Source organism: Methylosinus sp. KRF6, assembly GCF_018887255.1.
GTDB lineage: Bacteria > Pseudomonadota > Alphaproteobacteria > Rhizobiales > Beijerinckiaceae > Methylosinus > Methylosinus sporium.
On record NZ_JAHLJF010000001.1, the window covers coordinates 2,383,348 to 2,397,548 of the forward strand.

The 14,201-nt window shown below is 66.2% G+C and carries 10 protein-coding genes; 2 read left to right on the forward strand and 8 right to left on the reverse strand.

Annotated elements, in window-relative coordinates:
- Window positions 1–34: 34 nt before the first annotated feature.
- The gene (locus KP010_RS11535; RefSeq protein WP_216281508.1) at window positions 35–1,201 is read right to left on the reverse strand and encodes a penicillin-binding protein activator; all 1,167 of its coding nucleotides are present in this window, start codon (window positions 1,199–1,201) and stop codon (window positions 35–37) included.
- Window positions 1,202–1,469: 268 nt separating this feature from the next.
- Between KP010_RS11535 and rsmI the strand changes: the two genes are divergently transcribed.
- On the forward strand, window positions 1,470–2,393 hold the full coding sequence (gene rsmI, locus KP010_RS11540) for a 16S rRNA (cytidine(1402)-2'-O)-methyltransferase (RefSeq protein ID WP_216280902.1): 924 nt from the start codon (window positions 1,470–1,472) through the stop codon (window positions 2,391–2,393).
- Window positions 2,394–2,406: 13 nt separating this feature from the next.
- Window positions 2,407–2,781 (forward strand): YraN family protein, encoded by a 375-nt coding sequence (locus tag KP010_RS11545; protein WP_108918417.1) that lies wholly within the window; start codon window positions 2,407–2,409, stop codon window positions 2,779–2,781.
- 94 nt (window positions 2,782–2,875) lie between these two features.
- Here the strand turns inward: KP010_RS11545 and KP010_RS11550 are convergent, their stop codons facing one another.
- The 7 genes from KP010_RS11550 to carB form a co-directional block, all read right to left on the reverse strand.
- Window positions 2,876–4,198, reverse strand: coding sequence for a methyl-accepting chemotaxis protein (locus KP010_RS11550; RefSeq protein WP_142861534.1), 1,323 nt, complete (start codon window positions 4,196–4,198; stop codon window positions 2,876–2,878).
- Between the two features lie 164 nt (window positions 4,199–4,362).
- Window positions 4,363–6,699 (reverse strand): glycine--tRNA ligase subunit beta, encoded by a 2,337-nt coding sequence (gene glyS, locus KP010_RS11555; protein ID WP_142861533.1) that lies wholly within the window; start codon window positions 6,697–6,699, stop codon window positions 4,363–4,365.
- Window positions 6,700–6,908: 209 nt separating this feature from the next.
- Window positions 6,909–7,331 (reverse strand): endonuclease domain-containing protein, encoded by a 423-nt coding sequence (locus KP010_RS11560; RefSeq protein WP_142861532.1) that lies wholly within the window; start codon window positions 7,329–7,331, stop codon window positions 6,909–6,911.
- A gap of 157 nt (window positions 7,332–7,488) precedes the next feature.
- The gene (trxB, locus tag KP010_RS11565; protein WP_142861531.1) at window positions 7,489–8,484 is read right to left on the reverse strand and encodes a thioredoxin-disulfide reductase; all 996 of its coding nucleotides are present in this window, start codon (window positions 8,482–8,484) and stop codon (window positions 7,489–7,491) included.
- 118 nt (window positions 8,485–8,602) lie between these two features.
- The gene (locus tag KP010_RS11570) at window positions 8,603–9,778 is read right to left on the reverse strand and encodes a mitochondrial fission ELM1 family protein (protein ID WP_142861530.1); all 1,176 of its coding nucleotides are present in this window, start codon (window positions 9,776–9,778) and stop codon (window positions 8,603–8,605) included.
- A gap of 68 nt (window positions 9,779–9,846) precedes the next feature.
- Window positions 9,847–10,320, reverse strand: coding sequence for a transcription elongation factor GreA (gene greA, locus KP010_RS11575; RefSeq protein ID WP_026191343.1), 474 nt, complete (start codon window positions 10,318–10,320; stop codon window positions 9,847–9,849).
- A 156-nt stretch (window positions 10,321–10,476) separates the two neighbouring features.
- On the reverse strand, window positions 10,477–13,971 hold the full coding sequence (gene carB / locus KP010_RS11580) for a carbamoyl-phosphate synthase large subunit (RefSeq protein WP_216280903.1): 3,495 nt from the start codon (window positions 13,969–13,971) through the stop codon (window positions 10,477–10,479).
- Window positions 13,972–14,201 lie beyond the last annotated feature (230 nt).

Consider the following 14,201-nt stretch of genomic DNA (forward strand, 5'->3'; position numbering starts at 1 on the left):
CAGAAGATTCTTCGGAGGCGTCCCGATGAGGGAATCACGCCCCATTGCCGGTGAATGTGCGCGGCGCCGGCGACAGCACTTTGGCGGCGCCGCCGGAAATCTCCAGCACCGACAGGCCGCGCTCGTTCATGCCGTCCGCCTTGAAGCGGAACACGCCATCGGCTCCGTTGAAGCCCGACGGATTGAGCAGCACATTCTCCGAATAGCGCTGCGAGCCCTGGCTGCGCGACAGCGCGATGGCCAGCGACACGGCGTCATAGGCGAGCGTGGCTATGCGCGCAGGATCGCTGCTGAATTTGGCCCGATAGCGCTGCGCCAGCGCATTGAAGCCGGCGTTCTCCGGCGCGACGAACCAGGCGCCCTGCAGCGCCGGCAGCTTCAGCACGCGGGCATCGTTCCAAAGGCCGGTGCCGAGCACCTGAATGCGCTTGGTGTCGATATGCGCGGCCTGCAATTCCTGCGAGACGGCGGCCATGGCCTCGGCCTGCTCCGGGATGAACAGCGCGTCGATCTGCTCGGCCGCCTGGGCGATGCGCTGCACCGAGGGCTGCACGGCGCCCGGTTTATAACGTTCGATCGTCAGCACGCGCATTCCGTGATTGGCGGCGCTCTGCTGGAACTGGGCCAGCGCCACAGTGCCGTAATCATTGTCGGGCACGAGCGCGGCGATAGATTTCTTGCCGCGCTGCGCGGCGAAATCGACGATGCGCTCGACATAGCCTTCGACCAGGAAAGACAGAAGGTAGACGCCCTTGCCGGCCACCGAGGAATCGGTCGAAAAGGCGATGATCGGCTTGCCGGCGCCCTGCGCCACGCGCGCCGCCTCCTTCACGCCGCTGGCGAACACCGGGCCGATGACGATTTCCGCGCCCTCATTGATGGCGCTCTGCGTCGCCTGAGCGGCGCCGGCGGCCGTAGAATGATCGTCCTTGACCAGAATGGTCACGTCATTGGCGCCGCTGTCGGCATAGGCGAGCTTGGCGGCGTTCAGCAGCGAGGCGCCCACCTGGCTCGGACCGGAGGCCATGGAGAGCGGCACGATCAGCGCGATGCGCGTCGCGCCGCTGCCGATCTGATCGCCCTCGCTGAGCTGGCCCACCTCCACCTTGCCGAGCGGGGCCGAGAGCCGTAGCTCGGGCGCGCCCGGAACGCCGGGCCCCGCCGTCGGATTGCAGGCGCCGAGCAGGGCCGCCGCAGCCAAGGCGCAGAAAAGGCGCGCCGGCGCAGCTGCGCCGTCTCGCCGAAACCTGTCCTGCCTACCCGTGACCAATGGAAGCCTCCCGCTCGAACGGCACGATGAAATCGCCGTCTTATACGCGATTGCGGAAAGCGCACGGCAACCCCTAAATTGAAATAAAATCGAATTTTGCGGGGAAATTGCGGCCTTGAACGCGTTGGTAATGTTCTGTAAAAAGAACGATCGGGCGTTTCATCGAACGGCCGTATCGGTGGAGATCGGGCGGATGGCCATGAGCGAGGATAAAGTGACGGCGACGGCGGCCTATACCGCTTTCGGTCTGCGGGCGGAGGCGGAGAAGATCGCGCCGGGACTGCATCTCGTGGCGACGCCGATCGGCAATCTGAAGGATATTTCTTTCCGCGCTTTGTCGACTCTGGCGGCGGCCGACGCCGTGGTGGCGGAAGATACGCGCGTCACCAAGACCTTGCTCGCCCATTACGGAATCTCGACGCCGCTCGTCGCCTATCACGAGCACAACGCCCATGTGATGCGTCCGCATCTGATCGCGCGGCTGGAGGCGGGGGCGGCGCTGGCCCTCGTCTCGGACGCCGGCACGCCGCTGGTCTCGGATCCGGGCTTCAAGCTCGTCGCCGAGGCTCTGGAAAAGGGAATCAAGGTCACTTCCGTTCCCGGCCCTTCGGCCGTGCTGGCGGCGCTGGTCGTCGCCGGCCTGCCGACGGACCGCTTTTTCTTCGAGGGCTTTCTGCCGCACAAGGGCGGGCCGCGGCGCGCGCGCCTCGCCGAGCTGGCGCGCATTCCCGGCACTCTGGTGTTTTTCGAATCGCCCAAGCGCGTCGCCGAGACGCTGGAGGACGCCGCCGCCGTGCTCGGCCCGCGCGACGCCGCCATCGCCCGCGAGCTGACGAAGCTCTACGAATCGGTGCGTCGCGGCAGGCTCGACCAGCTCGCCGCCGCTCTGCGCGAGGAGGAGCCGCCGCGCGGCGAGATCGTCGTGCTGATCGCCCCGCCCGGCGTGGACGCCGAGGCGACGAGCGAGGCCGAGCTCGACGCTCAGCTCGAGGAGGCGCTCGCCGCCCATTCGCTGAAGGACGCGGCCAGCGTCGTCTCTGCCTCCACCGGCCGGCCGCGCCGCGAAGTCTATGCGCGGGCGATAAAGCTCGCCGCCGAGCGCGAGAGCGAGACGCGCGAGTGAGCGAGAGCCGAAAGTGAGCGAGACAGAAGAACGGCGCGCGCGCCATCGCGGCGGGCTGCGCGCCGAGACGATCGCGGCGCTGTGGCTGCGCGCCAAATTCTACGCCATCCTCGATCGCCGCTATCATATTCGCGGCGGCGAGATCGACATTGTCGCGCGGCGCGGGCGGACCATCGCCTTCGTGGAAGTGAAGGCGCGCGCCAGCCTCGAAGAGGCGATGATCTCGATCACCGAGGAGAAACGCCGGCGCATTTCCCGTGCGGCGTCGAAATGGCTGGCGTCAAATCCATGGGCCGCGGATCATGTGCTGCGGGGGGACGCGATCTTTATCGCGCCGAAGCGCCTGCCGCTGCATATGGAAGCCGCGATGGAGTTGGATCTGGGGTGACGAAAAAGGCGAAGCATTGAAGCCGCGCGCGCTCTCCTTCTCCCACTTTGTGGGAGAAGGAGAGCGCGAACCTTTTTATCTCGTGCGGACTGTCTCAGCTCGCCAGGCTCTGCGCCAGCTCTTCCGTATGCGCCTGGGTGCGGCGGGCCATATGGTCGATCTCGCGCGCCAGAGTGACGATCGATTCGGCGCCGGCGCCTGTCATCGCCATAGCGCTCGCCACTTGCGCCACATGCTGCGACATGGCCGAGGCGCTGTCGGCGGCCGAGCGCACGCTGCGGGTGATGTCCTTGGTGGCGGCGTCCTGCTCATGCACCGCCGAGGTGATGATCGCCGAAATATGCTCCACCTCGGCGATCTTGTTCTTGATCTTGTCGATCGAGGACACGGAGAGATTGGTCGCCGCCTGAATTTCGGAGATCTGATCGGCGATCTCCTGCGTCGCCTTGCCGGTCTGGGTGGCCAGACTCTTGACCTCCTGCGCCACCACGGCGAAGCCGCGGCCCGCCTCGCCGGCGCGCGCCGCCTCTATGGTGGCGTTGAGCGCCAGAAGATTGGTCTGCGCGGCGATGCGCGAGATGAGGCTCACCACATCGCCGACGCGATTGGCGGCGGCCGAAAGCCGCAGCATCTCGGCGCTGGAGCCGTTGGTCTCCTGCACGGCCTGGCGCACCACAGTGGTCGATTCCACCGCCTGGCGGCTGATCTCGCCGATCGCCTCCAGCAATTGCTCCGAGGCGGTGGCGACGGAGGCGACGTCGGCGGCCGCCTGCAGCGAGGCGGTGCGGGCGAAATCCGTATCCTCGCGGGCGCGACGCTCCTGCACGATCATCTCCTCCGATGCGCCGGCCATTTTCTTGGTCAGCTCGCCGAGCGCCGCGGTCGTCGCCGAAAGGTCATGCGAATAATGCTCGACCTGATCGCGAATGGCGGCCTCGCGGCGCAGCCGCTCCTCGCGGTCGTCGCGGGCGCGGATTTCTGCGGCCATCTCGTTGTTGGCGCGCATCGCGTCGCGCAGCACGATCAGCGCCTTGGAAATCGCGCCGATCTCATCGCCGCGCTCGGCGCCCCGCACCACGATCGTAGTGTCGCCGGCCGCGAGATCGGCCATTTGCCGCGCGATCGTCTTGATCGGCGCGGCGACGGTGCGATGAATGGTCGGGATCGAGACCCCCACCACCAGAAAAGCGGCCGCCAGTGTGCCGAGCAGCAGCTCGAGAGAGAGCGTCGCCGCCGCCTGATTCGCGGTGACGGCGAATTGCGCCGCCTGCGCCGCATTGGCGGGGTCCGCCGCGGCGGCGGTCAGATCGCGGACATTGGCGACCGACACATAGGCGGTCGCGCCCATGATCAGCAGCAGAGCCAGAAAAAGGAACTGTCTGAGCGCGAGGCCGGCGCCGATCGAGGTGAACCGCATTTGAAAACGTATCCTATTTGTTCCCGCTTTCACAGTTATACGCAATTTACCTCGATCTCGTTCAAGCAGAGTTAACGTGTCTGGAGTCGTTCGAAATCGTGCTTCATCGCAGGATGGCGCGCCATTGCGAGCGAAGCGTCGTCGCTTCGCTCGCTGTCGGCGGCTCACGCCACCTTCGAGAAATCCGCCACTTGCAACATGGCTTCGCGCAGTTCGGCCAGCAAGCGCAGACGGTTGAGGCGCACTTTCGGATCGTCGCAATTCACCGTCACCGCCTCGAAGAAATCATCGACCGGCTCTCGCAGCTTCGACAGCGCCTGCATGGCGCTCTCGAAATTCTCCTTGTCGAGCCGTTCCGACGTCTCCTCCCGCGCGCGTTTGATGGCGGCGGCGAGCTTATGCTCGGGCTGCTCCATGCGCAGATTGGGATGATGCGGCTCCTCATAGGCGCCGGCGCCGTCCTTCTTCTCCTCGATCTTGAGAATATTGGCGGCGCGGCGAAAGCCGGCGAGCAGATTCTTGCCGTCGTCAGTGTCGAGGAATTTCCCCAGAGCCTCCACCTTGCGCGTGATGGTGAGCAGATCGTCCGGCATTTGCGCGCTCCCTTCTCGAGACTGCGCCGAGGCCGAGGCCCCGAGCGCCGCATCGATGAGGTCATATCGTGCGCCGCGATCGCGAAGGTAGACCTTCAGGCGGTCGATGAAGAAGGCGAGGAGATCGGCCGCATTGGCGGCCAGGAGAGGCGGCAGCGTCTCGCGCAAGAAAATCTCGGCGGCAGGCGAGGGCGCCTCGGCGCCCGGCTCTCTGCCGACGGCGTGAAGCTGCTTCTCTATGTCGCGGCGCAGATGCGCTTCGGCGTCGGCCGAGAGAGTCGCGGCTCCATTGGGCGAGAGGTCCGAGGCGACGCGATTGACCTCGCTCGTCACCAGCTCGCGCAGCGGCGTGCGCGCCGCGAGCCAGACAGGCCATTGCGCGGCGGCGAAGGCTTCGCGCAATGGCAACCGCAGCTCATTCTCGAGCGCGAGGCGGATGACGCCCAGCGCCGCGCGGCGTAGCGCATAAGGGTCCTTGCTCCCGGTCGGCTTCTCGTCGATCGCCCAAAAGCTGACCAGCGTGTCGAGCTTGTCGGCCAGCGCCACGGCGATGGACACCGGGCTCGTCGGAATGCGGTCTGCCGGCCCCTGCGGCTTGTAATGCTCCTCGAGCGCCGCGGCGACCTCTGCGTCCTCGCCCTGCGCCGCCGCGTAATAGCGGCCCATGAGTCCCTGAAGCTCGGGGAACTCACCGACCATTTCGGTGACGAGATCTGCCTTGGCGAGCGTCGCCGCCCGCGCGGCCTTGTCCGCATCGGCGCCGACGATGGGCGCAAGCTCGCGCGCCAGCGCCTCTATGCGCTTCACGCGCTCGCCCTGTGTGCCGAGCTTTTCATGAAACACGATAGTGTCGAGCTTGGGCAGACGCTCGCCGAGCTTCGTCTTCAGATCGGTCTCGTAGAAGAATTTGGCGTCCGACAGACGCGCGGCGATGACGCGCTGATTGCCGCCGATGATCGTCTCGCCGCCATCGCTCGCCTCGATGTTCGAGACGAGGATGAAGCGATTGGCGAGGCCGCCGTCATGGCGCTTCAGCACGAAGCATTTCTGATTGACGCGAATGGTCGCGCGAATGACCTCCGGCGGAATGGAGAGGAAGCTCTCGTCGAAAGCGCCCATCAGCGTCACCGGCCATTCGACGAGGCCGGCGACCTCCTCGAGCAGCGCGGCGTCCTCGACCAGCTCCAGCCCCAGAGCCATAGCGAGATTGCGCGCATCGTGCAGCACGATGTCTCGCCGGCGCGCTGCGTCGAGCACGACCTTCGCCTTCTCCAGCGCGGGAACGTAATCGTCGAAGCGCTTCACCGCGAAAGACGCCGGCGCCATAAAGCGATGGCCGTGGGAGAGATCGCCGCTCTCGATTCCATCGACAGAGAAGCGCACCACATCCGGCGTCTCCATCTCCGTGCCGAAAGTCGCGAGGATGGATTGCAGCGGCCGCACCCAGCGCAGCGAATCGAGCCGCGTCGAGGCTTTGCCCCAGCGCATGGATTTCGGCCAGGGGAAGCTCTTCACAATGCCCGGCAGCAGATCCGCCAGCACCTCTATCGTCTCGCGCCCGGCGCGCTCGATGACGGCGACATAGAACTCGCCCTTTTTGGCGTCTTTCTCGATTCTGGCCTCATCGATCGACGCGAGGCCGGCGCTCTTCAGAAAGCCCTGAATGGCGGCGTCGGGCGCGCCGACGCGCGGACCCTTCTTCTCCTCGCGCGTATCCGGCTGACGGCCGGGCAGGCCGGCGATATGCAGCGCCAGCCGGCGCGGCGTCGCATGGGCGGCCGCGCCCTCATAGGTCAGCCCCTTTTCTGCGAGCGCGCCGCAGACCAGCCGCTGCAGATCATCGGCCGCCTGACGCTGCATTCGGGCGGGGATTTCTTCGCTGAAGAGTTCGAGGAGAAGGTCGGGCATCGATTATCTGTTTCTCGTGCGTGCGGAGACGAGGCGTTTTTCCACCCTCCCCTTCAGGGGGAGGGTCGGCCTGCGAAGCAGGACGGGGTGGGGCGCTCCCGAGTCTCTATCGCGCGGACCCCACCCCGCGCCTTTGGCGCGACCCTCCCCCTGAAGGGGAGGGTGGGGATTCGGGCTCTGCGAAATCTCAGAGATGACCATCGGGAGTCTCAGAGCTCTTCACTCAAAGGTGGGGCCGGCGGCGGTGGCGCGCCAGCCTCCGCTGCGAGAGAGCCGTACAGCGCCGCATAGATCGTGTCGAGAACGCCATCGACATTCTCGTACACTTCCTGGTTCCAAAAACGGAGAACGCGATAACCCTCCCGTTCGAGCCAGAGCGTCCGCTCGGCGTCTCGCTGCGACGCCCCGGGTTCCGTATGCGACGGGCCATCGACCTCGATCACGAGCTTTTCGCGCAAGCAGACAAAATCGACGACGTAAGGACCGATCGGCGCCTGTCTTCGAAAATGCGTCCTCAGCAGCGGCACGCGATCCAGCTCACGCCAGAGCTTTTGCTCTGCGCTTGTCGCGTTCTCGCGCAGGCGACGCGCCGTTCCGAGGCGAAATCGTCGAAGCCTGTCCTCGTCGCGCATCGCCGGCCGTCCTGCTCACCCTCCCCTCGAGGGGGAGGGTCGGCCTGCGCAGCAGGCCGGGGTGGGGTGTTCCCCGAATCTTTGTCGCGCGGACCCCACCCCGCGCCTGCGGCGCGACCCTCCCCCTGAAGGGGAGGGTGGGGACTGGGGGCTGCTGTTACAAAGGCTCCTCGGAGGCGAGCGCGTCGCTCGCATGGGTGGGCGTCTCCAACAGATATCGCTCCACATCCAGCGCCGCCATGCAGCCGAGGCCGGCCGCCGTCACCGCCTGGCGATAGGTCTCGTCCGCCACATCGCCGGCCGCGAACACGCCCGGAATATTGGTGTTGGTCGTGCCCGGCTGCACGGCGATATAGCCGGAGGGCTTCAGCTCCAGCTGGCCGACGAACAGCTCCGAGGCCGGCTGATGGCCGATGGCGATGAAGACGCCGTCCACATCCAGAGTCTGCGTCGCGCCGGTCTTCACGTTCTTCACGCGCGTCTGCGTGACAGAAGGCGGCGCGCTGCCGCCCAATATCTCGTCGATGGCGTGATCGAAGAGGATTTTGACATTCGGCCGCGCGGCGAGCCGCTCCTGCAGCACGCGCTCGGCGCGGAAGGCGTCGCGGCGATGCACAACCGTCACCTCGGCGGCGATCTGCGAAAGATAGAGCGCCTCCTCGACGGCCGTATTGCCGCCGCCGACGACCAGCACCTTTTTGCCGCGGAAGAAAAAGCCGTCGCAAGTGGCGCAGGCGGAGACGCCATAGCCCTTGAACGTCTCCTCGCTCGGAATGCCGAGCCATTTGGCCTTGGCGCCGGTCGCGATGATGAGCGCGTCCGCCGTATAGAGCGTGCCCGAATCGCCCAATAGCTCGAAGGGCCGCTTGTCCAGCCGCGCCTCGACGATATGGTCGGAGACGAGCTTGGCGCCGACATGCTCGGCCTGGGCGCGCATCTGATCCATCAGCCAGGGGCCTTGGATCGGCTCGGCGAAGCCGGGGTAATTCTCCACATCTGTGGTGATCATGAGCTGGCCGCCCTGATCGAAGCCGGCGATGACCACGGGCTCGAGCATGGCGCGCGCGGTGTAGATCGCCGCCGTATAGCCGGCGGGGCCGGACCCCAGCACGATGACGCGGGCGTGCAGGCGGCCTTTATCGTCTGCGGACATGAAGAGGCTCTTTGCGAATGTCTCCGCGCGGACGGCGCGGCGCGTTCGGATGGGCGCAATCTAGCCATTATGCGTTGCGCCGCAACCGCTCCTGATCTTCGTGCGACTCGCGAATTCATTACGAAGCGCGCGAGCCATGAAGCAATACGGGGGCCGCCCCACGGAAGTCGGCGTAGCGGCGAGCGATCTCTTCGGCGATGGCCGGCGTCTCGTTCAGCGGCTCGTATCGCCAATGTTCGAGCCGGCCGCGCCAGCGGCGCAGAGCGCCGCGCTGCTCGAGCGCATCGAGAAAGGCGGCGATCTTGGCCGCGCCGCCTTCCGGCTCGAAGACATGGACCGGCGCGCCGGTCGCCGCCGCCTCGGCGACCATATTGACGCTATCGGCTGTCACCAGCAGCGCCTGCGAGCCGGCGAGTGTGGAGAGATAGGGATTGTCGCCATCCCCCGCCCAAAGAAAGGCGCGCGCTTCCTTCTCCCGCGCGCGGGAGAAGGCGCCCCTCGCGTCAGCGAGCGGCGGATGACGGCTCGCGAGCCGCTCGCGCAACGCTTCGACCAGCCCCGCGGGCGTGCGCCGCGAGACGGTCGCGGCGACGCTCCACCCCTGGTCCAGCATGGCGCCGACGGCGGCGAGAAGCCTCTCCGCATCCCGCTGCGAAAACCGAAAATGCCGGCTATCCCCGCCGATCAACAGCCCCACTCTCGGCTCCGGCAACGCCGCGACCCGAGGATCGAGCGCCGCGCGCGCTTCGGCGAGTCGCTGCGGCGTCAGCCGATTCGCCGGCGCGAGCGGGGCGATGACATTTTTCCCCGCGAGCCGGTCATGGCGCGGCGCGACGATGACATCCGCCGTCCCGAGCCCGCTGGCCGGCCGGTTCACATAGACGGTGAAGACCGCGCCGCCCGAGGCGCGCTTCACATGGCGTAGATAGGGAATTGTCCGCCGCCCACAGGCGATGACGAGATCGGGATAGGGCGGGGCGAGGAGCCTCGCCTCGCGCGGGTCGATCGGGCCGAAGGGCGCGAGCGCGGCGATGAGGCCACGTGGGGCGAGGCGAATGAGGCGGGGGGAGAGGCCGAGGGCGTCCGTTATGCCGAGGCTCTGGATTTCGTGGCCGACGCGGGCGTCGGAGAGGACCCAGGCTATTCCCGCTCTCCCTTCTCCAGCGCGCGGGAGAAGGTGGCCCGGCCATAGGGTGTCCGATAGGACGCCCGTCGCAAGCGCCGGGCTAATGGCCGGGTTGGATGAGGGGCCGTGCCGTTGATCGAGATGTTGGCCTGCGGGAGGCGCCCTCATCCGACCCTCGCTGACGCGAGGGCCACCTTCTCCCACGAGTGGGAGAAGGGGAGGGCGCTGTTTGCCGCTCAGACGAAGGCGACCTTCAAAATCTCATAGCTCTTGCCGCCGCCCGGCGTCTTCACCTCGACGGTGTCGCCGGCCTTTTTGCCGATCAGCGCGCGGGCGATGGGGGAGGCGATGGAGACGCGGCCGTTCTTCACATCGGCCTCGGGCTCGCCGACGATCTGATAGGCCTTCTCCTCTTCGGTGTCCTCGTCGACGACGGTGACCGTCGCGCCGAATTTCACCGTATTGCCGGTGAGCTTGGATACGTCTATGACCTCAGCGCGAGAGAGCTTGTCCTCGAGCTCGGCGATGCGGCCCTCGTTCAGCGATTGGGCCTCTTTCGCGGCGTGATATTCAGCGTTTTCCGAGAGATCGCCATGGGCGCGCGCTTCGGCGATCGCCTGAATGATGCGCGGACGTTCGATCTGCTGGCGCTGACGCAACTCCTCGTCGAGAGTGGCGTAGCCGGCGGCGGTCATGGGCACCTTGTCCACCATGTCTCTTGCTCTTTCGCTCCTGGATGGTCCTGACCCGGTCAAAAAATTCCCGCGCCCCCGGACCAGCGACAGCTGCGGCGGACGGTCGGACTTCCTTCGACATGAACGAGCCGCGGATGCGGCGGCCTTCACTTGATATTTGCGCGCGCGGGATCACGCATCCGGCGCGAAATAGTCCTGAAGGGCGCGGACTTCGAGATCTCCCGATACATAGGCCCTGATGCTCTGGACCGCCGCTATGGCGCCGGCCAGAGTCGTATAATAGGGGACTTTATGCAATAGCGCAGCTTGGCGCAAGGAACGAGAATCCGCCAGCGCCTGGGCGCCTTCGGTCGTGTTGAACACCAGCTGAACGGAGCCGTTCTTGATGGCGTCGACGATATGCGGGCGCCCTTCCGACACTTTGTTCAGCTTTTGCGCCGGCACGCCCTGCTCCTGCAGATAGCGGGCGGTTCCCCCGGTCGCCACCACGGTGAAGCCGAGGCTCACCAGCTGCTGGACCGCGGCTATGACGCGCGGCTTGTCGGCGTCGCGCACCGAGACGAAGACCGTTCCCTGCCGCGGCACCTTGGTGCCGCCCCCCAGCTGGCTCTTGGCGAAGGCGGCCTCGAAGCTGCGGTCGAGGCCGATGACCTCGCCGGTCGAGCGCATTTCCGGCCCGAGCACGGTGTCGACGCCGGGGAAGCGAGCGAAGGGGAAGACCGATTCTTTCACGCCGACGTGATTCGGCGCGCGGGTGGGCAGAGTGAAGGCCGAGAGCTTCTCCCCGGCCATGATCCGCGCCGCGATCTTGGCGATGGGCGCGCCGATCACCTTGGCCACGAAGGGCACGGTGCGCGAGGCGCGCGGATTGACTTCCAGAACGAAGATTTCGCCGTCCTTCAGCGCATATTGGACGTTCATCAGCCCGATGACGCCGAGCGCCTTGGCGAGCTGGATCGTCTGCCGCTCGAGCTCGGCCACCATCTCCGCCGACAGCGAGCGCGGCGGCAGCGAGCAGGCCGAATCGCCGGAATGAATGCCGGCCTCCTCGATATGCTCCATCACGCCGGCGATGGCCGCCTCCTCGCCATCGGCGAGGCAATCGACATCCACCTCTATGGCGTCGGTGAGATAGCGGTCGAAGAGCAGCGGATTCTTGCCGAGAACCGTGTTGATCTGCCCGGTCTTGTCATTGGGATAGCGCGCCTTCACATCGGAGGGCACGAGGCTCGGCAGCGTGCCGAGCAGATAATCGTCGAGCGCATTCTGGTCGCGGATGATCGCCATCGCGCGTCCGCCCAGCACATAGGAGGGCCGCACCACCAGAGGCAGGCCGAGCTCGCCGGCGACGAGCCGCGACTGCTCCACCGAATAGGCGATGCCGTTTTTCGGCTGCTTCAATCCGAGCTTGTCGAGCAGGCGCTTGAAACGGTCGCGATCCTCGGCGAGGTCGATCGAATCGACCGGCGTGCCGAGAATGGGCAGGCCCGCCGAGCTCAGCGCATGGGCGAGCTTCAAGGGCGTCTGGCCGCCATATTGGACGATCACGCCATGCAATGTCCCATTGCTGCGCTCGACGTCCAAAATCTCCTCCACATCCTCTGCGGTCAGCGGCTCGAAGTAGAGACGATCGGAGGTGTCGTAATCCGTCGACACAGTCTCGGGATTGCAATTGATCATGATGGTTTCGTAGCCTGCGTCGGCGAGCGCGAAGCAGGCGTGGCAGCAGCAATAGTCGAATTCTATGCCCTGGCCGATGCGATTCGGGCCGCCGCCGAGAATGACGACCTTACGCCGATTCGACGGCCGCGCCTCATTCGCCGGCGCGCCGAGGAAAGGCGTCTCATAGGTCGAATACATGTAAGCGGTGGGCGAGGCGAATTCCGCCGCGCAAGTGTCGATGCGCTTATAGACCGGCCGCACGTCGAGCGCCCGCCGCGCCGCGCGCACCTCTTTCTCGCCGGCGCCGGTGAGCGTGGCGAGCCGCGCATCGGAGAAGCCGGCGAACTTCAGCGCACGGAAATTGTCGGGGTCTTGCGGCAGGCCGAAGGCGCGCACGCGCGCCTCCAGCGCGACGATCTCCTGCAGACGCGCGATGAACCAGGGGTCGATCTTGCAGGCTTCGTGAATCTCCTGCGGATCCATGCCGAGCCGCAGCGCCTGGCCGACGACGAGCAGCCGATCCGGCGTCGGCGTGCCGAGCGCGCTGCGCAGCACATTCATATCGTCGCCGCGGCCCATGCCGTCGATCTCGATCTCGTCGAGGCCGGAGAGGCCGGTCTCCAGCGAGCGCAGCGCCTTTTGCAGCGATTCGGCGAAATTGCGCCCGATCGCCATGACCTCGCCGACGGATTTCATCGCCGTCGTCAGAACGGGCTCGGCGCCGGGGAATTTTTCGAAAGCGAAGCGCGGAATCTTGGTGACGACATAATCGATCGTCGGCTCGAAGGAGGCCGGCGTCGCGCCGCCTGTGATGTCGTTGGCGATCTCGTCCAGCGTGTAGCCGACGGCGAGCTTGGCGGCGACCTTGGCGATGGGGAAGCCCGTCGCCTTGGAGGCCAGCGCCGAGGAGCGCGACACGCGCGGATTCATCTCGATGACGATCATGCGGCCGGTGGCGGGATCGACGGCGAATTGCACATTGGAGCCGCCGGTCTCGACGCCGATCTCGCGCAGCACGGCGAGCGAGGCGTCGCGCATGATCTGATATTCTTTATCGGTCAGCGTCAGGGCGGGGGCGACGGTGATCGAATCGCCCGTATGCACGCCCATGGGATCGATATTCTCGATCGAGCAGACGATGATGCAATTGTCCGCTCTGTCGCGGACGACCTCCATCTCATACTCTTTCCAGCCGATGACGCTCTCTTCGATCAGCACTTCGGTGGTCGGCGAGGCGTCGAGGCCGCGCTCGATGATGTCGATGAACTCGGCCTTGTTATAGGCGATGCCGCCGCCCGTGCCGGCGAGGGTGAAGGAGGGGCGGATGATCGCCGGCAGGCCGATATCCTCCAGCGCCTCCAGCGCCTCGGTCAGGCCCTTGGAAATGTAGCGCCGCTTGCGCTCCGGCTCGTCCGCCTCCCAGCGGCGGCGAATATCGGCGATCGCCTTCTGCTTCTCCTCGGCGGAGAGGGCGGAGGCCTCGATCTCGGCAATATCGGCGTTGCGCTTGGCCTTGTCGGAGGTCTTGACGTCGGTTGCGTTGGCGAGGCGCGAGCGCGGCGTCGAGAGGCCGATCTTGGTCATCGCCTCGCGGAACAATTCGCGATCCTCGGCCTTGTCTATGGCCTGGGCGTTGGCGCCGATCATCTCGACGTCGAATTTCTCCAGCACGCCCATGCGCTCGAGCGAGAGCGCGCAATTCAACGCCGTCTGGCCGCCCATTGTGGGCAGAAGCGCGAAGCCGCCGGGAAGCCGATAGCGCTCCTTCTCGATGATCTTGGCGACGATCTCGGGCGTTATCGGCTCGACATAGGTCCGATCCGCCATGTCGGGATCGGTCATGATCGTCGCGGGATTGGAATTGACGAGGACGATTCGATAGCCCTCGGCGCGCAGGGCCTTGCAGGCCTGAGTGCCGGAATAGTCGAATTCGCAGGCCTGGCCGATGACGATGGGGCCGGCGCCGATGATCAGAATGGTCGAGATGTCTGTTCGCTTCGGCATGTCGGTCCGTCTGTCATCCTTTCGTCGCGGGACGCTCCCCAGAATGGGGGAGAGCGCGCGTCTCATCGCCTGAAGCGGTCCCGTTTCGCGAGGGCCGCGCACAAAAAAAGGCCGCGCCGCAGCCTATTCAAGGTCCAGCGCGCCCTCCGTGAGACGAGATCCGGCGGGGCGGGAGGCCCGGCCCGGCGGTCGGCCGTGTGTTAGACGAGAATTGGCGGCAGGGGAAGGGG

Excerpts from the sequence above, each read along its gene's own strand:
- rsmI (WP_216280902.1), top strand. The coding sequence starts at position 1,470 with ATGAGCGAGGATAAAGTGACGGCGACGGCGGCCTATACCGCTTTCGGT.
- KP010_RS11550 (WP_142861534.1), bottom strand. The coding sequence starts at position 4,198 with ATGCGGTTCACCTCGATCGGCGCCGGCCTCGCGCTCAGACAGTTCCTT.
- glyS (WP_142861533.1), bottom strand. The coding sequence starts at position 6,699 with ATGCCCGACCTTCTCCTCGAACTCTTCAGCGAAGAAATCCCCGCCCGA.
- KP010_RS11560 (WP_142861532.1), bottom strand. The coding sequence starts at position 7,331 with ATGCGCGACGAGGACAGGCTTCGACGATTTCGCCTCGGAACGGCGCGT.
- trxB (WP_142861531.1), bottom strand. The coding sequence starts at position 8,484 with ATGTCCGCAGACGATAAAGGCCGCCTGCACGCCCGCGTCATCGTGCTG.
- KP010_RS11570 (WP_142861530.1), bottom strand. The coding sequence starts at position 9,778 with ATGAGGGCGCCTCCCGCAGGCCAACATCTCGATCAACGGCACGGCCCC.
- carB (WP_216280903.1), bottom strand. The coding sequence starts at position 13,971 with ATGCCGAAGCGAACAGACATCTCGACCATTCTGATCATCGGCGCCGGC.